Annotated in this window: 17 protein-coding genes and 3 tRNA genes; 9 read left to right on the top strand and 11 right to left on the bottom strand. The window is 45.4% G+C overall.

Annotated elements, in window-relative coordinates; all coding sequences use genetic code 11:
• Nucleotides 1-73: 73 nt before the first annotated feature.
• On the bottom strand, nucleotides 74-670 hold the full coding sequence (rrtA, locus tag L5M37_RS15330) for a rhombosortase (RefSeq protein ID WP_263185585.1): 597 nt from the start codon (nucleotides 668-670) through the stop codon (nucleotides 74-76).
• The gene (queC, locus tag L5M37_RS15325) at nucleotides 667-1,389 is read right to left on the bottom strand and encodes a 7-cyano-7-deazaguanine synthase QueC (protein WP_263141931.1); all 723 of its coding nucleotides are present in this window, start codon (nucleotides 1,387-1,389) and stop codon (nucleotides 667-669) included. The genes rrtA and queC overlap by 4 nt, the downstream gene beginning before the upstream one ends.
• 171 nt (nucleotides 1,390-1,560) lie before the next feature.
• Here queC and queE point away from each other — a divergent pair, with 171 nt between their 5' ends.
• On the top strand, nucleotides 1,561-2,229 hold the full coding sequence (gene queE / locus L5M37_RS15320; RefSeq protein ID WP_263201040.1) for a 7-carboxy-7-deazaguanine synthase QueE: 669 nt from the start codon (nucleotides 1,561-1,563) through the stop codon (nucleotides 2,227-2,229).
• 98 nt (nucleotides 2,230-2,327) lie between these two features.
• On the opposite strand, the gene L5M37_RS15315 is transcribed toward queE, so the two are convergent.
• The 4 genes from L5M37_RS15315 to L5M37_RS15300 form a co-directional block, all read right to left on the bottom strand.
• Entirely contained in the window at nucleotides 2,328-3,473 is a 1,146-nt protein-coding gene (locus tag L5M37_RS15315; protein ID WP_263201038.1) for a PLP-dependent cysteine synthase family protein, read from the bottom strand.
• A gap of 231 nt (nucleotides 3,474-3,704) precedes the next feature.
• Nucleotides 3,705-3,789: transfer RNA gene (locus L5M37_RS15310), tRNA-Tyr, on the bottom strand.
• A 141-nt stretch (nucleotides 3,790-3,930) separates the two neighbouring features.
• Nucleotides 3,931-4,015 (bottom strand) — tRNA-Tyr (locus tag L5M37_RS15305).
• Between the two features lie 71 nt (nucleotides 4,016-4,086).
• Nucleotides 4,087-4,171, bottom strand: a tRNA-Tyr gene (locus L5M37_RS15300).
• Between the two features lie 125 nt (nucleotides 4,172-4,296).
• Between L5M37_RS15300 and L5M37_RS15295 the strand changes: the two genes are divergently transcribed.
• From L5M37_RS15295 to L5M37_RS15285, 3 genes are all read left to right on the top strand, one after another.
• Nucleotides 4,297-4,785, top strand: coding sequence for a VC2046/SO_2500 family protein (locus tag L5M37_RS15295; RefSeq protein WP_263201037.1), 489 nt, complete (start codon nucleotides 4,297-4,299; stop codon nucleotides 4,783-4,785).
• A 208-nt stretch (nucleotides 4,786-4,993) separates the two neighbouring features.
• A complete protein-coding gene (locus tag L5M37_RS15290) occupies nucleotides 4,994-5,281 on the top strand; it encodes a DUF406 family protein (protein ID WP_113939682.1) in 288 nt (95 codons plus the stop codon).
• Nucleotides 5,282-5,525: 244 nt separating this feature from the next.
• Nucleotides 5,526-7,709, top strand: coding sequence for a putative bifunctional diguanylate cyclase/phosphodiesterase (locus tag L5M37_RS15285; RefSeq protein ID WP_263201035.1), 2,184 nt, complete (start codon nucleotides 5,526-5,528; stop codon nucleotides 7,707-7,709).
• A gap of 154 nt (nucleotides 7,710-7,863) precedes the next feature.
• Here the strand turns inward: L5M37_RS15285 and L5M37_RS15280 are convergent, their stop codons facing one another.
• Nucleotides 7,864-8,379, bottom strand: a complete 516-nt coding sequence (locus L5M37_RS15280; protein ID WP_263201034.1) for a YchJ family protein — start codon at nucleotides 8,377-8,379, stop codon at nucleotides 7,864-7,866.
• A gap of 104 nt (nucleotides 8,380-8,483) precedes the next feature.
• Nucleotides 8,484-9,059 carry a nuclear transport factor 2 family protein gene (locus L5M37_RS15275; protein WP_263201032.1) on the bottom strand — a complete coding sequence of 192 codons (576 nt, stop codon included), beginning with the start codon at nucleotides 9,057-9,059 and terminating at the stop codon, nucleotides 8,484-8,486.
• Nucleotides 9,060-9,177: 118 nt separating this feature from the next.
• Between L5M37_RS15275 and smrA the strand changes: the two genes are divergently transcribed.
• On the top strand, nucleotides 9,178-9,768 hold the full coding sequence (gene smrA / locus L5M37_RS15270; protein ID WP_198573474.1) for a DNA endonuclease SmrA: 591 nt from the start codon (nucleotides 9,178-9,180) through the stop codon (nucleotides 9,766-9,768).
• Nucleotides 9,769-9,852: 84 nt separating this feature from the next.
• Here the strand turns inward: smrA and L5M37_RS15265 are convergent, their stop codons facing one another.
• Nucleotides 9,853-11,727 (bottom strand): M2 family metallopeptidase, encoded by a 1,875-nt coding sequence (locus L5M37_RS15265; RefSeq protein ID WP_263201031.1) that lies wholly within the window; start codon nucleotides 11,725-11,727, stop codon nucleotides 9,853-9,855.
• A 220-nt stretch (nucleotides 11,728-11,947) separates the two neighbouring features.
• Here L5M37_RS15265 and L5M37_RS15260 point away from each other — a divergent pair, with 220 nt between their 5' ends.
• Nucleotides 11,948-12,586 carry a TetR/AcrR family transcriptional regulator gene (locus L5M37_RS15260; RefSeq protein WP_028760001.1) on the top strand — a complete coding sequence of 213 codons (639 nt, stop codon included), beginning with the start codon at nucleotides 11,948-11,950 and terminating at the stop codon, nucleotides 12,584-12,586.
• A 16-nt stretch (nucleotides 12,587-12,602) separates the two neighbouring features.
• Nucleotides 12,603-14,882: an acyl-CoA dehydrogenase gene (locus tag L5M37_RS15255; protein ID WP_168825236.1), complete on the top strand. Its 2,280-nt coding sequence runs from the start codon at nucleotides 12,603-12,605 to the stop codon at nucleotides 14,880-14,882.
• 256 nt (nucleotides 14,883-15,138) lie between these two features.
• Here the strand turns inward: L5M37_RS15255 and pyk are convergent, their stop codons facing one another.
• Nucleotides 15,139-16,578, bottom strand: a complete 1,440-nt coding sequence (pyk, locus tag L5M37_RS15250) for a pyruvate kinase (protein ID WP_105252459.1) — start codon at nucleotides 16,576-16,578, stop codon at nucleotides 15,139-15,141.
• A gap of 187 nt (nucleotides 16,579-16,765) precedes the next feature.
• Nucleotides 16,766-17,620: a MurR/RpiR family transcriptional regulator gene (locus L5M37_RS15245; RefSeq protein WP_006081563.1), complete on the bottom strand. Its 855-nt coding sequence runs from the start codon at nucleotides 17,618-17,620 to the stop codon at nucleotides 16,766-16,768.
• Between the two features lie 312 nt (nucleotides 17,621-17,932).
• Between L5M37_RS15245 and zwf the strand changes: the two genes are divergently transcribed.
• Nucleotides 17,933-19,405 carry a glucose-6-phosphate dehydrogenase gene (zwf, locus tag L5M37_RS15240; RefSeq protein ID WP_028759998.1) on the top strand — a complete coding sequence of 491 codons (1,473 nt, stop codon included), beginning with the start codon at nucleotides 17,933-17,935 and terminating at the stop codon, nucleotides 19,403-19,405.
• Between the two features lie 9 nt (nucleotides 19,406-19,414).
• Nucleotides 19,415-20,113 carry a 6-phosphogluconolactonase gene (pgl, locus tag L5M37_RS15235; protein WP_106650438.1) on the top strand — a complete coding sequence of 233 codons (699 nt, stop codon included), beginning with the start codon at nucleotides 19,415-19,417 and terminating at the stop codon, nucleotides 20,111-20,113.

The raw sequence follows: 20,113 nt of genomic DNA, 5'->3' as shown, positions 1-20,113 counted from the left end.
TATTCTTGCGCTCAGCATTAAAAAAGCCGTCCAGCAATTATGCTGCGACGGCTTTTTAATATCTTGACTTGGATTAAGCAGGGACTTTTGATTGGCTCATTTTTAGCTTGATAAACACCGCTAAAGCGCAAATCAGCCCGCAGATTAAGCCGACCAAATGCGCCTCGGTTGCCACGCGCGCACCTATCATGGCGGTGACATCACTGCTGGCACCATAAAGCTGTTCGTAACCGACCTTGATGATAACGCCAACGAGCAGCAGATAGCCTGAGCGCAGCTTACGGACAATATCCTGCACTGCGCCGTAGGCGAACAAACCATGCAACATACCGCTTAAGCCGACATAACCGAGCAATTGCGGATAGCCTAAATACAAGCCTATACCTTCAAGTAAACATAACACGAAAAATAGTGCACTTAAGCCTTTGAGATGATAATGAAAATGGTGCAAAAATAGCACCACCCACAGCCCTGCAAGGTTCATCAATAGATGCCATTGATTCGTGTGCAGTAAATTTCCACTGATTAATCGCCACCATTCACCCTCACTAATTGCACTGCGGCGATAGGCGAGTAAGTTATCGACATCGGGGCTTGCTAAGCCTGCTGCATACAAACCCGCACAGATCAGACTCACCATCAGCGCGACCCAATAGGGACTGCGTGTCATGCTTTAGGCTCGCTGGCGTCAAGCTCAGCCATGACCGCTGCTTTATTCTGTAGATAGTCATCTAATCCACGTTTGCGAAGATGACAGGCAGGGCAATCACCACAGCCATCGCCAATCACGCCGTTATAACAGGTGAGAGTATGGTGGCGAACCAGATCAAGTTGCCGATATTTATCCGCCAGTGCCCAGGTTTGTGCCTTATTGAGCCACATTAAAGGCGTGATGATTTTTAGTTGCTTATCCATGCCTTGAACTAAGGCGGATTCCATCGCTTTGACAAAATCGTTACGACAATCAGGGTAGCCTGAAAAATCAGTTTCACACACGCCTGTGATAATCGCCTGCGCCCCTAATTGATAGGCATAAATACCTGCAAGCGTTAAAAATAAAATATTACGGCCGGGTACGAAGGTATTGGGTAAGCCATTTTCCATCAACTCGTGTGAAACGGGTATCGCATCACGGGTGAGGGCTGAAATAGCTAACTCATTGAGTAAGGTGACATCCATGACTTTATGGCTGGTGATCTTCAAGCGTTTTGCTAAGGATTTGGCAACTTCAATTTCTTCGCGGTGACGTTGACCGTAGTCAAAAGTGATCCCATGTACTTCATCGTACTGGGTTAGGGCTTGAATAAGACAGGTTGTTGAGTCTTGACCGCCACTGAATACCACCACTGCTTTGGACACCACTGTTTTTGACACTAAGCTCGTTGACATAAAGGATTTCACTTCACCGTAGAACAGGTATAAATAGGTCGTTAGTGTAACTCAGGCCTTATGGCTTGCAAACTCTGACTATAGGGTCGAAATAGGCTTTCTCGGCGCAAAAACTTGCAGCTCAAGCTAAAATCCACTATAAATGCCGCCCCAGAAAAGTGGAACGTCAGTATGAACTACCCTGTCAACGAAGTATTTGAAACCATTCAAGGTGAAGGTGTCTTTACCGGAGTACCCGCCATATTTGTCCGCCTACAAGGTTGTCCCGTGGGATGTGCTTGGTGCGATACGAAACAGACATGGGATGTGCTTGAAGTGAATAAAGTGACGCCAGAGCAAGTCATTAGCGTAGACGGCACTATTGGTCGCTGGGCAGATCATACGGCGCAAAGTCTTATTGTTGCTTTTCACGCTAAAGGCTTTACTGCGCGGCATATCGTGATCACCGGCGGTGAGCCTTGTATGTACGATTTACGCGAATTAACCGAGACCTTGCACAGTCAAGGCTTTGCGACTCAAATCGAAACCAGTGGCACCTTTGAAATCAACTGTGCCGATGACACTTGGGTGACAGTATCACCCAAGGTGAACATGAAAGGGGGCTATCAGGTATTAGCACAGGCGCTGAACCGCGCCAATGAGATTAAGCATCCTATCGCTACTGAAAATCACATCGATGAACTTGATGAGTTACTGCATGACATCGATATTTCAGCGAAAACGATTTGCCTGCAGCCGATTAGTCAAAAGCCTAGAGCGACAGAACTGGCGATGAAAGTGTGTATCGCCCGTAATTGGCGTTTATCGATCCAGACCCATAAGTATTTGAATATTGATTAATGCTAATCTGCAAAGCATAAAAAACGCCTCACAGTTGTGGGGCGTTTTTTATGGTGGATGTTTTGTGGATTCTAAACCTAACGACTTAATACAGTCGCTTAATCAAGCTCACTTAACTGGCCGAAATGATTAAATGCTGCAAGTTGGCGCTGATAGGGCGCAATATCGCCGATGTTAGCTGTAATCCAATCTGTATCGTAATAAGTATCAAGGTAACGCTCACCCGAGTCACAAATGAGGGTCACTATTGAGCCTTGCTCTCCACGCGCTTGCATTTGTACAGCCAGTTGTAATGCACCGTACAGGTTGGTTCCTGTGGATGCGCCGGTTTTACGGCCAATTAATTGTTCTAACCAATGAATTGTCGACACTGATGCGGCGTCGGGAATTTGCAGCATAGTATCGACAACTCCAGGAATAAACGATGGCTCGACTCTCGGTCGACCTATGCCTTCAATCTTACTGCCATTGCAACAGGTTAAGCTGGCATCGCCGCTCTGATAGAAATCAAAAAAAACGGAGTTTTGCGGGTCGACCACGCAAAGTTGTGTCGCCAACCTTTGATAGCGAATGTAACGGCCTATGGTCGCCGATGTGCCACCAGTGCCAGGGCTCATCACTATCCAGCGCGGGATAGTGTGTGGCTCGCGCTCCATCTGATTGAAAATCGAGTTAGCGATATTGTTATTACCGCGCCAGTCGGTTGCACGCTCGGCGTAGGTGAATTGATCCATATAATGGCCGCCAAGCTCTGCGGCAAGGCGCGCCGATTCTGCGTAAATCTCACTGGAATGATCGACAAAATGACATTGACCGCCATAGAAAGTGATCTGCTCAATCTTCTTTTTAGCTGTGCTTTTGGGCATTACGGCAATAAAAGATAAACCGAGTAAGCGGGCAAAGTAGGCTTCAGAAATCGCCGTACTGCCCGATGAGGATTCGATAATTGGCGTGCCTTGCTTAATCCAGCCGTTACACAGGGCATAGAGGAAGAGTGAGCGGGCGAGGTGATGCTTCAAACTCCCTGTCGGGTGGGTACTTTCATCTTTAAGATAAATATCTATGCCATCGAGCATAGGTAATTCAAGCTTAATCAAGTGGGTATCGGCGCTGCGCTGAAAATCCGCTTCAATCTTGCCTATCGCGTGGGCTTCCCATGTTGGGCAGAGTCTGTGAGCGCTGTGAGAATCCACTGGTGGTTGAATCGTGTTAGAAATCATAGTAGTCACATCGAAAGGGATCATTTTCAGAGCATATCACAGGGACGGGCAAAGCGGTTTTATTGGATGAGCTTGAAGTCATTCGCTTAAAGTAGAGCACGACGTAATTGAAATCAAAAACAAATGTCGCTCACCAAGAGGTTTACTTAATATAGAAATGCCAAGAATTTAATTAGATTAAGCTGGAACAGTCAGATTAAGTTGGAACAGACTAGACGGAAGTGGAACAAGAAGGATATGCGAGAGTGAAAGAAATGGTGGAGGGAGAAGGATTCGAACCTTCGAAGGCTGAGCCGTCAGATTTACAGTCTGATCCCTTTGGCCACTCGGGAACCCCTCCACAAACTTTCTTTTTAGCTTTACAACTGACTTTTAAATTGTCTTTCAAAACATCATCAATAACAGACTTGTTTATCAAGAGAAAACTAAACATTGGCCATGTTTAGTCTTTGAAAATGATTCTCTGCGTTAGAGATAAAGATGGTGGAGGGAGAAGGATTCGAACCTTCGAAGGCTGAGCCGTCAGATTTACAGTCTGATCCCTTTGGCCACTCGGGAACCCCTCCACGAATACCTTTAACGCTTTTGTAAAACTCTACATCATTTTCGAACAACACGATAAAACTTGCAGTGCAAATGGTGGAGGGAGAAGGATTCGAACCTTCGAAGGCTGAGCCGTCAGATTTACAGTCTGATCCCTTTGGCCACTCGGGAACCCCTCCTCAATTGCGGCCGCCATAGTAGTCAGAAACCTTTTCCATGTAAATACCCAATTTAAAAATATTCCTAAAGTTATGTATCAAATGGTCGATTAACTAACAACGAATTGTTTTGACGATGTTTTTTTATGCAAATTGATGTTCCTTTAGTCAACGAAGCCCAAATTGGCACCCGCTTAAACGCGGCGATAGAAAACGACAGACGGGGCGAATTCGCCCTGTTGCTGTCGTTACTGTCGGTTGACGCTCGGGACATGGCGCAATTCCAATGGCAAAATGAACTTGATATGTCGCAAAAATTACAACGTCAGTTCGAATTGCCACCGCAGCAAAGTTTAATGGCGGATTTATCGTCTGCTGAACCAGTGGTTGATAACAGCAGTATTTTTATGGCTCAAGGTCCACGTGCGTTTCAATTACAACAAGCATTGCGACCGGAAGCCTTAGTCATCCGTGGCGGCGAGTCAGTCGCAATGGCAGAAGCGTTAAGTAACTGTGACCATGTCACTCAGCTGAGGCAAAGGGGCCAACTAACCGCGCCCAAAGTCGAGATCATGCACTTTGCTGATCAATTGGCAATCCAACGTAATCTTGTGTCTTTGCTCGCCTCAGCCTAAGGCCGTCTTCCCGCAAGTGGTCTTCAATACCCATTAAGTCAATCTGATCCATTTCGATAAATAAGCGTGAGCTAAAGCCAGTTATCTTGAAGCTTAATTACCTATAATTCGTATTAACCTATCGAGTTAAAATTTACCACGTTAAAAATTTAACGAGCATATTTTAGTGATGCCGTTAATCAGTCGCTCTATACATTAAGGAATACAGATGAAAGGCATAATAGAAGCACAGAGCCCGACAGTGAATGACACTTGCACCGATTGCGGCAGCTTTGTCGATATCGGCGCCGTTATTGATGAACACGATACGTTATTGACGTTAAATTTTGTTGGCGATAGCGCTCAAGCGGATGCCGAAAGCATGGCAACACGCGCTCAAACTCGATTTGCTGAAGTGCAAACTGAATTTGTGACTAAGACTGAAGGCGTCGACTTACTGCTGACCTTCAATGTCAGCGCGGAAAAAATGATTTTTCAATTGGAAAACGGCCTGTAATTTTTAAAGCAGCACTTTAGTTTTTAGTCGGTTATGGATATCCGGAAATCGCGCTAATTGCCTAAAAATGCTGCTATTGTTAACCAAATTGTAATAAATTGTGCCACATGTTGCTGTGCTTACAACAGTTAGTGTAATCTGCCTCCAAATAAGAATAATTCAATCAGCTTAATTCCACATTTTGAGGTAAGTTTGCTAACAGCAAAGACCTTTAGCCCAACACGAAGTTTTGTAGGGAACCAGCGTGAAGCGACGTCAGCATCAGCATTTATTGGAGTCTTTGGTACAGTCAACTGCAAAACAGCAGGGCGATTTCACAAAGACGGCAGAGTTAACCACAGAGTTGTTGTGCCAGAATTTAGCGGTTTCTTTGGTATCAGTGTGGACTTTTTCATCTGATCAACAAACCCAATCACTCGTCGCACAATTTGGTTCTATGATGTTGCAAGACATTCATAGACCTAAGTTATTACAAGATTGTCCCCGGTATGTACACGAGCTCAAAACTCTGCGCCATATCGATGCAGGCAATGCCCTGACCGATCCACGTTTAAGTGAATTGGCTGAGTGCTATTTTATCCCGCGGCAAATCAACTCGAGTCTTGACATCGCCATTCGTATCAATGGCCATCTCGAAGGTGTGCTCTGCATCGAGCGGGCACAATTGACTCCCCACTGGCATGACAGTGAAATTCACCTCGCGTGCCAGATGGCCGACCAATTAGCCCTGACCTTAGCGACAAAACACAGCTACGATAAAGAAGAAAGCTTGAGTTTATTTCGCTGTGCCACTGAACAATCGCGACAAATCAGTATGTTAATTAATCTGCATACTGAAAAAGTCGAGTATGTGAATCAGGCGCACAGTGAAATCACTGGCATGCCCCGTGAACAGATTATCGGCGCGAATATCCGTGAGTTGGCTTTTTTCAAGCAGCATGCCCAATTAGCCGAGCAAACCCTAGCGCAAATCTTTAGGGGCGAAATTGCCAAAGGCGAAGTGCAGTTTAGTCGTGCCGATGGCAGTCGTTATTGGCTGACATACGTGCTGAGTCAGTTCATTACCGATCGCGGTAATCATTATGCCTTGGTCTCGTGTGAAGAAAATACCGACGAGCATAACTATAAGTCAGAGCTTGAACGGCTTGCTTGGCGTTGTGGATTAACGGGACTCCATAACCGTACTCATTTTAATCGAGTCCTTGAACGTACCACGAAGGGACTGTTGTTATTAGTTGATTTAGTGGGATTTAAGCGTTTTAACGATACCTATGGTCATGAAAATGGCGATAGTTTGTTGATAGAAATTGCCCGCCGTTTGAAACATTTTTCTGAGATTAATAAGGCCACCGAAATTGCCCGCGTCGGCAGCGATGAATTTGCCGTGCTGTTGACCGATGGTAATGCGGTTTACGATCTCGATTATTTTAGTACGCGCCTGTATCAACATCTTGCCATGCCTATTTTAATCGGCCGCGAGCAAGTCGAACCAAAGCCTGCTTTAGCTGTGGTTGATATTGCCTCTGTGGCGAGTTTGTTTGCCCCATTAACCTGTGCCGATATTGCAGTGCAGTATGCTAAAAAGAAAAAAGGCACTGCAATCCAAGTATTTAACAGCACGTTATTGAGCGCATTTAAAGAGGATGCGCAGATAGAACGTGATTTACACAGTGCGATCCGTGGTCGTCAGTTTGAGCTTTATTATCAGCCACTGAGGGATCTTGAGCAGAATACCTATATTGGCGCCGAAGCCTTAATCCGTTGGCATCATCCTAAAAGAGGCGTGTTATTTCCAGCTTCCTTTATTGATATTGCTGAGCAGTCGGGGATGATTAATTCCATCGGCAGCTGGGTTTTAGAGGCTGCTTGTCGACAGTTGAACCTATGGCAGCATCATAATGCAGATATGACAATGCATGTGAATGTGTCGGCCCGCCAGTTCTTCAGTGGTAATTTATTCGAGCAAGTGTGGCAGTTGTTGACACGTTATCGCTTGAAACCTAAGACGTTAATCTTAGAGATCACAGAGACTGAATTGATGGGTGATATTCGCCACGCGACCTTGTTATGTCAAGAATTAGCGGAATTAGGCGTAGGGCTCGCGATTGACGATTTTGGGACGGGTTACTGCTCTATGCGTTATTTGAAGCAGTTTCCGATCAGTAAACTTAAGATTGATCGTTCGTTTATTTCAGATCTTACCGTCAGCCGCGAAAGTCGCGAAATTGTGTCAGCCATTATCGCCATGGCGAATGCATTAAATATATCTTTGACGGCAGAAGGGGTTGAAACCCTTGAGCAAGAAGCGTTTTTAGCGAAAAGTTTTTGCCATCAGGCACAGGGTTATCTCTATAGCCCTGCATTACGGGAGCCTGAGTTTGCACAATTTATCTTGTCGGCTAAAAGCGCTTCAGTCATAACCCACTAAAGTTACAATTATTTCAAATGTGCTGCTCACGATAAAATAAAGGCAACCTAGGTTTGTAATCTAGGTTGCCTTTATTATTCATCTCTGTGCTTGTTCAATCAGCACTATAAACCTTCACCGTCATTCTCCAGTGCAGTTCAGCACTGTATACCTATTAAGATTTTAAGCAGCATTGTTTGAATTTTTTGCCACTATGGCAAATACAGAGGTCATTTCTACCGGGTAATTTAGCCGTCATTTGCTGGCCTTGGCTGTAATACCAGCGACTTGCTTGGTAGATAAATTCGGATCGCTCATAGATAGCATCAATTTCACCATCGAGCTTATACCAAGCTTTAAAAGTAACAGTGCCATGTCGTTGTTCAACTATCGCCGCTTGAGCATTGTGGCTTGGTGTTTCAGTACTGCTCTGTACATCTAATCCTAACCAATGTGGATGAGGATCAGCATTGAGGCTCGTGAGAGTAAGGCCATTTAGATAGTCTGGATGATGTGTTTTTAAAATGTAATCAAAATTTTTCAATACAAATGCGCAGTAGCGTGAGCGCATAAGCTGTTCAGGTGTACGGGCAATCACTTGCCCAGTGTCTACATGCGTATGCAGTGGACCACAGCAATCTTGATAGCTTAGCCCACTGCCACAGGGACAGGTTTGCTTAGTTGTAGTCATGTTAGCTAAATCTTTAATTTAATTGTATTTGTTTAAATTTATTCGATTTCTATCTAAATGCGTTAGATGTGAGATAGTCCATTTAAACGTAATAGGCATTAACATTAGGGTAATTTTTTACCCGCAGGTAAAGGCGGAAATTGGCGACCATAATACAAGTTAGGCACTGGTTTCGCATTCAGATAATAGCTAGGTTCTGCGCGGTTATTGGTATCTAAGCTCACTTTCCATTGGGTGGATGAGACTTTTTCTGTACCAATAGCAAATTTGCCCGCAAATTCACTCACAGGTTCGCCAGTTTCTTGTGCTGGGTAAAATCGAACCAAATAATAGCCTGTATCTATGGCACCATTACCGATAATTTTGCGTTTAGTAATGCGGAAATCCACGTCAATAGTGGCTTTTTTGGCGCGGATTTTATCGAAAAACTTCTTGTAAATGGCGACAATATTGTCTCGTCCATAGTAAATTTCTTTACTTTGACTCTCAGATAAGTAGCTAGCGTCATCAGCGTAAATCTCACGAGTCACCTCAGGGGACAATTGATTAAAAGCGCTAATAAACAAAGGATAATTAGCGTTGATCAATTGATCATCAGTGGATTTTGTATGAGTTTTAGCTGGATTGGCTAAGCATGGCAGTGACAATAAGCACATCAGGACTAGCGGCAAAAATTTCATTACTTTATTCTAATCTGGCAATCATGGCGTCACTATAATGGAGGCGCCCGCTGAACTAAAGCCTTGAATGTTTACAAAGTGTGTTTCTGTACAAGAGTGTGAAGTAAAGGAGCTTGCCATGCTGGATGATGAATCAGCACTGTTTTTTGAGGAAATGGCTGGAGTCGTGCCACTAAAAGGCGATATGCCAGTGGTAAATTTAGCACCGAAAGCGTTGACGGCTGAGCAAATACACAGACGCGATGCTTTACAACGGGAAGCCTTCCTAGCGTGTATGCCACTGGATTTAAAAGCGTTTCCACAGCAAGCGCCAGATGACATTGTGAGCTTTAAGCGTGAGGGGGTACAGGGCGGCGTTTTTAAACGACTCCGAATGGGGCAATACAGCATCAAGATGGAGCTTGATGTGCATGCTTATCGGTTAAACCAAGCTCGTGATGCCGTCCTTAACTATTTACTGGCAGCGCAGGCACATGGTGAACGCTGTGTCATGTTGATCCACGGTAAAGGCTATCAGAGTCAACCCTTTGCGGGATTGCTCAAATCCGCTGTGTGCTATTGGTTATCACAACTCGACATGGTGCTTGCCTATCATTCGGCGAAAACCGAGCAGGGCGGTGCTGGGGCACTTTATGTGATGTTAACTAAGTCAGAACAGCTCAAGCTTGAAAACCGTGAAGCCAATCGTAAAGGCATGGGATGGCGTTAGATTAAACAGATAAGTATTGAATAAAAATGCCCAATTTTATTGGGCATTTTGTTTTATGTTATTGGGTGATGATTTAATAAACCCTTACCAACCACACTGGCGGTTTGCGGTGGTATTTTGCTCATCTAACCATGTTTTAAGTGGTGCGAAGTAATCGAGCACCGCTTTTGCATCCATGGCTTCTTTGCCGGTGACTTCTTTCAATGCTTCTGGCCAAGGTTTACTTAAGCCTAACTCGAGCATCTTATTGAGTTTATCTCCCGCGGCTTGATTGCCATAAATACTGCATCTGTGTACCGGACCTTTATCGCCTGCAGTTTCACACAGCGCTTGATGGAATTGGAATTGCAAAATATGCGCTAGGAAGTAACGGGTGTAGGGTACATTGCCTGGTACATGGTATTTAGCACCCGGATCAAAATCTGCTTCACTACGTTCAGTTGGTGCTTTGACGCCTTGGTATTTTTCCCTCAGATCCCACCAAGCTTGGTTATATTGGGCGGGCGTGATTTCGCCGCTAAACACTTTCCAGCGCCACTGATCTATCATCAGGCCAAAGGGCAAGAAAGCAATTTTGTCTAAGGCTTGTTTTAGTAAGAGGCCGATATCCTTAGATGCATCAGGTACTTCTTCTAATAAGCCGATTTGCTTTAAATAGCTTGGCGTGATTGACAGTGCAATCGTGTCACCAATTGCTTCATGGAAACCGTCGTTAGCGCTGTTTTTAAACAGGAAGGGTTGTTGCTTATAAGCGCGTTGATAGAAGTTATGCCCAAGTTCGTGGTGGATAACGCTAAAATCTTCGGCAGTTTTTTGGATACACATTTTAATGCGGATATCGTCGAGATTATCGAGATCCCACGCCGAAGCGTGACAAACCACATCACGGTCCTTTGGCTGAACGAATAGAGAACGTGCCCAAAAACTTTCTGGCAATGATGCGAACCCTAATGATGTGAAGAAGCCTTCGGCTTGTTTCACCATTTTATGCTCGTCATAGCCTTTCTTTGCCAGTAACTCAGTGACATCGTAACCCGGATCGGCATTGTCAGGGGCGACGAGATCATACACATTACCCCATTGCTGGGCCCACATGTTGCCAAGTAAGTGTGCCGGGATGGGTCCAGTGGTCGGTGCGACGGTATCGCCGTACTCTTTATTCAATTCTCCCCGTACGTAGCAGTGCAAGGACTCATAAAGTGGCTTAACTTGGCCCCAAAGACGGTCGAGTTCCTGTGAAAAGTCATCGGGCTTCATATCGTATTGACTGCGCCATAGTTCAGACAGGTTGGCATAACCGAGATCCTTTGCGCCTTCATTGGCCAGTTCAACTTCGCGTTGAAACAAGGGGCGCATGGGTTTAGCTATTTCACGCCAGCCTTTCCACGCTTCCAGTAATTTTACGGGATCTCGTGATTCGGCCATTAAGCTCGATAGCTCAGGCTGAGTCATACACTTGCCGTCGGCAAAACAGTATTTTCCTTTGCCGTACAAGCCATTTAATTCTGAACTAATTTGCGCCAGCTCGGTATTCTTCGCAGGATCGAGCGGCGCGGGTAACACTAACGCACTGCGCAGGATATTGAGCTTGCGGGCATTTACGGGATCGAGTTGCACATTGGCATACTTAGCCGCCTCGGTTGCAAATTTTACCGACGCGGCACTGACCTTTTCGCCGACTGCGGCAGACAGGGCCGCGGTATCATCAGTAATAAAGTTGCTGTAAATCCACTCGGCGCGATTAGATTCAATCGATAATTCGGCCATCTTGGCTTCAGCATCGTTAATAAAAGCAATGGCTTGTGCTTTATCTGGGGCGATATTGATGACAGCTGCTTCTGCAGTAGCTGTTTTGTCTGTTTTGTCTGTTTTACTTTGTGCATCATTACAGGCCGTTAATCCCAGCGCGAGTGCCACTGTGAGGGCGATTTTACTGCGACGATTCAATGAAATAACCATGTCTAGTTTTCCTTGTTGTTTTTGTGTTACACAGTTTACCTAAACCACAGGGTTATTGCACAAGGGTTAATTGACTTGTTTTTAACACTTATTCGGACATGTACGACATACCGCTTGTATCACAGACTAGAAAGCGGTGAATTTGTCCAATTTTAGTTTGACATCCGTGGTGCCAATGTTTAATTTAAACGAGTGTTTTAAATTAATTCAAGGTCACGGAATGGCAAGTCGATCCGATACAAAAACTAGAATACTTGATGCCGCAGAAAAACTGTTCGCCGAACGGGGCTTTTCTGAGACTTCCTTGCGACTCATTACCAGCAAAGCTGAGGTGAATTTAGCATCGGTCAATTATCACTTTGGTTCTAAAAAAGAGCTGATCCGTGCAGTGTTAGCCCGCTATTTAGACGTATTTATGCCTGCTGCTTCAAGCCAAATTCACCGTTTAAATGCCGCTCCAGCACAAGCTACACTCGAAGAGATCCTGTCTTCTTTGGTCGATCCTTTATTGGATTTAAACGCGCTACGTACCGAAGGTACCACGATCTTCCTGCAGCTTTTAGGCCGTGGCTATATCGAAAGCCAAGGGCATTTACGTTGGTTTATTACTACCCATTACGGCCAGCATCTCGATGCTTTTGTTAAAGCCGTTTCGGCCAGTGCACCACATATTCCACCCGCTGAAATGTTTTGGCGCTTACACTTTACCTTAGGCACTATCGTGTTCACTATGGCGTCCGCTGATGCCCTAAATGACATTGCTGCTGCTGAGTTTGGTGAGCATAACGACATCGAAGCCGTGATCCGTAAAGTGATCCCCTACATGGCGGCTGGTGTATCAGTCCCCGTTTCTTCTTAATTAAAAGGTCTTGATAATGTTGACGATTATAATTCTTGCCCTGATAGCCATTGTCGTGTTGTTTGCGGTGAAAAATATCCGGATGCAGTTTATTACCCGCCCAGTTTTTAGTTTTTTCAAGAAGGTCTTGCCGCCACTTTCAGATACCGAGCGCGAAGCGATGGAAGCCGGTGATGTCTGGTGGGAAGGGGAGTTATTTCGCGGAAATCCTAACTGGAATACCTTGCACAGCTACGGTAAGCCGACGCTGACAGCTGAAGAAAAAGACTTTATTGATAATCAAGTGATGACAGCACTGACGATGATCGATGATTTCGACATAGTGCATAACCGCAAGGATTTACCGCCGGAGCTGTGGGAATACTTTAAGAAAGAAGGTTTCTTCGCACTGATCATTCCGAAGAAATTTGGTGGTAAAGCTTTCTCTGCCTATGCAAACTCGACCATTGTCAGCAAATTAGCCAGCCGTAGCGTAAGCGCCGCTGTGACTGTGATGGTGCCGAACTCTTTAGGCCCTGGTGAGTTGCTGACCCACTATGGTACGAGCGAGCAGAAAGAACGTTGGTTACCTGCTTTAGCTAAAGGCGATGAAATTCCTTGTTTTGCATTAACCGGTCCAGAAGCGGGCAGTGATGCCGGCGCTATCCCCGATGTCGGTATTGTGTGTCGTGATACTTTCAACGGCGAAGAAATGCTTGGGCTTAAACTTACATGGGATAAGCGTTATATCACGCTGGCTCCTGTAGCAACAGTGCTGGGGTTAGCGTTCCAAATGCGCGATCCTGAAGGTCTGCTTGGCGATAAGAAAAACTTAGGCATTACCTGTGCGTTGATCCCAACGGATCATCCTGGTGTGGTGATTGGTCGTCGTCATAATCCGCTGGGTATGGCGTTTATGAACGGTACTACTCAAGGTAAAGAAGTGTTTATTCCGCTCGATTGGATTATCGGTGGCCCTGAGTTTGCTGGTAAAGGCTGGCGTATGCTGGTTGAGTGTTTGTCAGCGGGCCGCGGTATTTCATTGCCAGCATTGGCTACGGCTTCTGGTCACATGGCGACGAAGACGACAACGGCTTACAGCTATGTGCGTCACCAGTTTGGTATGGCAATTGGCCAGTTTGAAGGGGTGCAAGAAGCGCTGGCGCGTATTATTGCCAACACTTATCAGTTAGAAGCCGCACGCCGTTTAACAACCACGGGTATCGATCTTAAAGTTAAACCTTCGGTCGTGACCGCGATAGCTAAGTACCACATGACTGAATTAGGCCGTTCAGTGATGAACGATGCCATGGATATTCAATCGGGTAAGGGCATTCAATTAGGACCTAAAAACTATTTAGGCCACCCTTATATGTCGAATCCAATTTCGATCACTGTGGAAGGCGCGAATATTCTAACCCGCTCGTTGATGATTTTTGGTCAAGGTGCGACTCGCTGCCATCCATACGTGCTTGCCGAAATGGAAGCCGCAGCGATGGAAAACCAACATGAAGCCTTAGAGCGTTTTGATGCGTTATTAATGGGTCACATGGGTTATGCCACGCGTAATGCTTTCAGTGCTTTGTTTAGCGCGTTAAGCGGTAGCCGTTTTGGCAGTGCGCCAGTGAGCGGTGAAACTAAGCAGTACTATAAAGATATGTCGCGTATTTCGTCTGCATTAGCCTTAATGACAGATTTATCAATGCTGATCATGGGCGGCGATTTAAAACGCAAAGAAATGCTCTCAGCACGTATGGGTGATGTGCTCAGCCAGTTATATTTAGGCTCAGCAACCTTGAAGTTGTTTGAAGATAATGGCCGTCAACAGGACGATTTGCCTGCGGTACGTTATGTAATGGCCAATCGTTTGCACTTGGCGGCGAAAGCGTTGGAAGACACGATTCGTAACTTCCCAAGCCGTCCTGTGGCCTGGTTACTGCGCGGCTTAATTTTCCCTCTGGGTAATCACTTCACTGCACCGAGCGACAAAATGGCGACCGATTTAGTTAGCGGTATGTTGAAGCCTGGCCCTGCTCGTGAACGTATTACTTTCTTATGTCCTGAATTTGAAGGGGATAAGGGTGGTATTGCTGAAGTTGAGCAAGCATTTATCGCGCAATATGCCTGTAAAGATATCTATAAAAAACTGAAGAAAGCGCAGCGTGCCGGTGAGTTGCCAGCAAAAGTGCCGAATCTCGTCTTGTTTGCAAAAGCACTCGAGACTGGCGTTATCACTGCCGACGAAGAACAAAAGTTACAGCATGCTGATAAGCTGCGCTTAGCGGCAATTAATGTGAATGATTTCGAAGCGTTATAGTGATTGTTAGTGTTTGATGTTAGCGTTTAATGTTAGCGTTTAATGTTAGTGCAGTTTGGTCTAAGCGGTGTTAAGTTCGATGGCTACGCCGCTTGGGCCGCTTGGATTTCCCTCAGCAATGAGAGACCGATGAATCAGCACCAACAGAAATCTGCACTTACAGAAAACAGTCAATATAAAAAAACCACCTTCATGAGGTGGTTTTTTATTGGCTTTTTTCTAACGCGCTTGAGTTGTTAGAAGAAGCTTAAGCAACTTAAGCTACGATCAACACTTTACAGGTGTTAGTGCCGCCAATCGTTTCCATTGCATCGCCTTTGGTCATTAATACCATATCACCGCTATTCAAATAACCAGCCGCTGTTAATGCTTCTAACGCTTTTTGCGCTAGCTCATCGGCTGGGTGGATAGTTGAATCGAAGTAGATTGGCAACACGCCGCGGTACAAGGCCATTTTGGCTAGGGTTGTTGCGTGACGTGATAAACCCAAGATTGGCAGTGAAGAACTGATACGAGACATCAACTGTGGTGTTGCACCTGATTCAGTCAGAGCGATAATCGCCTTAACGCCTTCTAGGTGGTTTGCTGCATACATAGTTGATAGCGCAATGGTCTCTTCAACTGAAGTGAAACGCACATCTAATCTATGTTTAGACACAATCACACTTGGGTGAGATTCAGCGCCAACACACACATTTGCCATTGCCTTAACGGTTTCTTCTGGGAAGTCACCGGCAGCAGTTTCAGCAGATAACATCACAGCATCGGTACCATCAAGCACAGCGTTCGCCACGTCCATTACTTCGGCGCGGGTTGGCATTGGGCTTGAAATCATCGATTCCATCATCTGGGTGGCAGTGATGACGACTTTATTCAGTTGGCGTGAACGGGCGATTAACTTCTTTTGTACTGCAACGAGTGCAGCATCACCAATTTCAACACCTAAGTCACCACGGGCAACCATAACAACGTCAGACGCTAAGATAACATCATCCATAGCGGCATCGGTCGCAACCGCTTCAGCACGTTCAACTTTAGCAACGATCAACGCATTACAACCTGCTTGACGGGCAAGATCGCGTGCATAGTCCAAGTCAGCACCACTGCGCGGGAAAGACACGGCTAAATAATCCACTTGGATCATTGCTGCAGTGAGAATGTCAGCCTTGTCTTTTTCGGTCAGCGCAGCAGCAGAAAGTCCGCCGCCTTGTTTGTTAATACCTTTGTTGTTAGATAAAGGGCCTGCCACAGTCACTGTGGTATGCACTTTACGGCCTTCAACACGCTCAACGCGTAATTGAACACGGCCATCATCTAACATCAGGATATCACCAACAGTCACATCGTCTGGCAATTGCTTGTAATCGATACCCACTTGGGTCTCGTCGCCTTCACCTTTGGCTAACTCGGCATCAAGTACATAGGCTTGACCTAATACGAGTTGTACTTTCTTATTGTCTTTGAAAGTAGAAACGCGGATTTTAGGGCCTTGTAAGTCACCGAGAATGGCCACATGAACGCCTAACTCTTTAGCGATTTCGCGCGCTTGAGTTGCTCGTTTTAGATGATCTTCGGGGGAACCGTGGGAGAAATTAAGACGTACAACGTTTGCACCTGCCGCGATGATGCGGCGTAGATTATCATCACGATCGGTAGCGGGACCTAGAGTGGTGACGATTTTGGTTCTGCGGAACATAAGGATACTCCGTTAAAGTTAAAAAAAATCTTGGGACTATATTACCATGCAATTCCAAATTTTGTAGTAAAGTTACAATCAAATTGATCTAAAGTTATGTATGAAAATTGTGAGGTATCGCTGATATTTGCACGATAAATGGCTAGGTTAAGGATCAACACTAACCATTTTTAGAAAAGGAAGTGAGTTACAGTATCGGATCTTTATTGATGCGAGACTCTTTTAACACTTCTTTCACTCGTTTCAAATTATCGCGGAAACGTGGGCCTCTACGTAAGGTAAAACCCGTTGCCAATACATCTATAGTGACTAATTGGGCTAAACGCGAGGCCATAGGTAAATACATGTCTGTATCTTCTGGCACTTCCATTGTCACGGGCAGTGTACATTCCATTGACAAAGGCGAGTTGCGGGCGGTAATACCAATCACAGCTGCACCATTTTCTCTCGCTAAACGCGCTATTTCAATCAATGACTTAGTGCGGCCAGTGTGCGAAATCAATACCACCACATCGCCCTCATTACTGTTAATACAGCTCATGCGTTGCATTAGAACATCGTCAAAACAGATGACAGGGACATTAAAGCGGAAGAATTTATTTTGCGCGTCATGGGCAACTGAAGCGGATGCGCCTAGGCCAAAAAAGGAAATAGTCTTAGCTTGAGTGAGAATATCAACGGCTTTATTAATGGCTGAAATGTCTAGGCTTTGACGTGCGGTATCGAGCGAAGCCATTGAAGATTCGAATATTTTTGTCGTGTAAGACTCAGTCGAATCATCTTCTTCAACGTGGCGGCTCACATAAGGTGTACCGTTCGCAAGACTTTGTGCTAGATGTAACTTAAAATCAGGGAAACCTTTAGTATCTAAGCGGCGGCAGAAACGATTCACAGTAGGTTCACTGACATCTGCCATCTTAGCCAGTGTGGCGATGCTAGAATGTATAGCTGTCTGTGGTGATGCTAAGATCACCTCTGCAACTTTGCGTTCTGATTTACTAAAATGGGTGAGGCTTTTTTGAACCTTTTCTAGGGTATTCATACGCGTATGTCCGCTAAATTGAGAATGTAATTTTATTTATTTTTATTTCGTGGGAGCAGATCAAGACTGGCAGCCCACTAATAGACTCTATGTAGTAACTTTTCAGTACAATTTTGAAATAAGACTTTACTACCTTCAGTAATTTAAGCACAAAAAGCATATCAGATTTATGCAGCAAGTGACTAGTTAGCAAGAATGTTAATATTTATAAAAATAGATGCATTTAACAAATTCTGTTGTTATATTACAACAAAAGTGTGGATTTCTTCATCGACATGAAGGGACACGACATACAAAGGAGATCGTAACGCAATGGGCAAAACAACATCAGGCGCCAAAGCTTGTGACTTCGTACTCTTTGGTACTAAAGGCGATTTGGCACGACGCAAGTTGTTACCTTCTTTATACCAGCTAGATAAAGCTGAACTTCTCGATAAAGATACGAAAGTGATCGGTGTCGCGAAAGACGAGTTTACTCAAGATGAGTTTATCGAATTAGTCACGCTTGCATTAAACACCTTCGTGAAAGAGCCTTTGTGCGAAGAGACTCTCCAACGTTTTCTGTCCCGCTGCCACTATATAGGCACTAACTTTACCGATTCAGCGGGCTACAGTGCCTTCCATGATCTGCTCAAACCAGAAGAGCGCGTTATGGTCAGTTACTTTGCTACGCCACCTGCAATATTCGGCGACATTTGCCGTTGTTTGCATGAACAAGATCTTATCCACCCAGATTCACGCGTGGTGCTCGAAAAGCCCATCGGCTCAGATTTAGACTCTTCTCGCGTTATCAATGACCAAGTTTCCGCTTACTTCAAAGAACGTCAGGTTTACCGTATCGACCATTACTTAGGTAAAGAAACCGTACAGAACTTGATTGCCCTGCGTTTTGCGAACTCTTTATTTGCTTCTAAGTGGGACAACCGTACGATTGACCACGTCCAGATCACAGTCGCAGAAGAAGTGGGTATCGAAGGCCGTTGGGGTTACTTTGACAAAGCGGGTCAGATGCGCGACATGATCCAAAACCATTTGCTGCAAGTGTTAACGCTCGTTGCTATGGACCCACCCGTTAACTTAGACGCTGACAGCATCCGTGATGAAAAAGTTAAAGTACTTAAATCACTGCGTCCGATTAATTCTGACAATGTGTATGAAAATACCGTACGCGGTCAGTACAGCGCAGGCTTCTTAAAGGGCAGTCCAGTACCGGGTTATTTAGAAGAAGAAGGCGCCAACCTTCAATCACACACAGAAACCTTCGTGGCTATTCGTGTGGATATCGACAACTGGCGTTGGGCGGGCGTGCCTTTCTATTTACGTAGCGGTAAACGTATGCCGTTTAAGAGCTCTGAAATTGTGGTGTATTTCAAAAACCCACCGCATAACTTATATCGCTCAAGCTACCGTAATCTGCCACCGAACAAGCTGACGATCCGTCTGCAGCCCCATGAAGGGGTTGAAATCCAGATGATGAACAAAGTGCCAGGTTTGGAGCAGAAACAACGTCTACAAACCACTAAACTCGATTTGAGCTTTTCTGATACCTTCAAAAATGAACGTATCGCCGATGCCTATGAGCGTCTATTACTCGAAGCTATGCTCGGTAATCAAGCGCTGTTCGTGCGCCGTGACGAAGTCGAGCAGGCATGGACTTGGGTGGATGGCATTATCCAATCGTGGGAACAAAGCAACGAAAAACCAAAACCTTATCCTGCGGGTACTTGGGGTCCAGTTGCGTCAGTTGCTTTGATTACCAAAGATGGCCGTTCGTGGGACGAGTAGGAGACTTTGATGATTAAAGAAACCGTATTCAAATCTTTCGATACGCCAAGTGCGTTAGAACAGCAATTGGCCAGCAAGATTGCGAGCCAGTTGCAGGAAGCCGTCGATGCCCGCGGAAAAGCGAGCTTAGTGGTTTCCGGTGGTTCGACGCCGCTTAAGTTATTTCAACTATTGAGCATGAAATCCATCGATTGGAGTGATGTTTATATCACGCTTGCCGATGAGCGCTGGGTTGAAGCCGACGCCGATGCTTCTAATGAGCGTCTCGTGCGTGAACATTTATTACAAAACCGTGCGGCGAATGCCAAATTCCGCGGTTTAAAAAACATGTTTTCGACCGCAGAAGCGGGTGCTGATATGGCCGCCGAGTCCTTGTCTAACTTCCCACGTCCCTTTGATGTGGTGGTGTTAGGCATGGGTAACGATGGTCATACCTGCTCTTGGTTTCCATGCAGTGCTGAGCTTGAAAATGCGCTCACAACCCAAGCCTTGTGTGTGGCGACGAACCCCACCACAGCGCCCCATGGTAGAATTACGCTCTCTAAGAGTGCGATTCTGAACAGCAGACAAATTTATCTGCACTTGGTCGGGGAACAGAAATTATCCGTATATCGTCAAGCGTTAGAAAGTGATGATGTCCATGCTATGCCTATCAGAGCCGTATTAGCGCAGCGTAAAACGCCCGTTGATGTGTTCTGGAGCGCTTAA

Source organism: Shewanella sp. SM69 (assembly GCF_025653985.1).
GTDB lineage: Bacteria > Pseudomonadota > Gammaproteobacteria > Enterobacterales > Shewanellaceae > Shewanella > Shewanella oncorhynchi.
Note: the sequence above shows the minus strand (reverse complement) of the source record. Positions and strands in the feature narration are given on the sequence as shown.